Origin of the sequence: Paraburkholderia sp. SIMBA_053 (genome assembly GCF_046534895.1) — a bacterium.
GTDB lineage: Bacteria > Pseudomonadota > Gammaproteobacteria > Burkholderiales > Burkholderiaceae > Paraburkholderia > Paraburkholderia caledonica.
Map to the genome: position 1 here is coordinate 1 of NZ_JAWRXU010000119.1, position 445 is coordinate 445.

At 63.4% G+C, this 445-nt stretch carries 1 pseudogene; it reads right to left on the minus strand.

The window, feature by feature from the left end:
* Positions 1 to 445 (minus strand): annotated as a pseudogene (locus SB753_RS34840) (histidine kinase); the annotation flags it as partial.

Below are 445 nucleotides of genomic sequence, written 5' to 3' on the forward strand. Positions count from 1 at the left end.
CGAGTACTCGACCATCTGCTCGACGAGCGCCTTCATGTCCTCTGCCTGCCGGTTCGCCAGAGTCAGCGCGGTGTCGGCTTTCGCGGGCGCGCGGGCGATCAGTTGCAGCGCCATCGAAAACGCGTTCAGGAAGTTGCGCAGATCGTGAACCACGCTGCGCGTGATGTGCATGCGCGACTCGTACAATTCGCCGACGAGCCGTTGCTTCAGCGTCAGTTCGTGATTGGCGCGCTCGAGCCGCCCGGTGTATTCGTCGATCTTGCGGTCGCGTTCGCTGACCACTTCCCGGATCGACGTGAGCGTGACCACGCTCAGCGTTTCGGCGATCATGCGGCGCGCGCGCCGCTCATGTCGACGCGTGAATGTGCCGTCGCGCGACGCGTAGTCTTCGAGTGCATCGGCGAGAACCTGGTGGAAAAGGTCGAGTTCCCGCACGAGTTCTTCG